Origin of the sequence: Serratia sp. H1w, assembly GCF_000633355.1 — a bacterium.
GTDB lineage: Bacteria > Pseudomonadota > Gammaproteobacteria > Enterobacterales > Enterobacteriaceae > Chania.
On record NZ_AYMQ01000191.1, the window covers coordinates 1 to 278 of the forward strand.

Genomic DNA, 278 nt, shown 5'->3' on the forward strand with positions numbered 1-278 from the left:
CTGCGTGTTGTGGTCGTAGTACTGGTGAACGACCGAGCCGCCACGGTAATGACGGAGCTGCGACGCCGCCACCGGCGGGCGTTTCAGATAGCGGCCCAGGTATTTCACGCTGCGCCAGGCGCCGCGGGTCTTTTTGGCGAAGTGAACCTTCCAGTGGCGCTGATATTGCGCCTGAAGATAGCGCTGCCACTGTTTCTCATCGCGGATATGGCCGAGACCTCGCAGGGCGGCGGGATTGACGCGATCGTAGCTGGCGCGCAGCAGACGGATGACGGCAC

1 protein-coding gene is annotated in these 278 nt (G+C 63.3%); it reads right to left on the reverse strand.

Features of this window, described 5'->3' with window-relative positions:
* The coding region (locus U869_RS0128530) for a transposase (protein ID WP_029988752.1) at nucleotides 1-278 on the reverse strand (278 nt) is incomplete at both ends.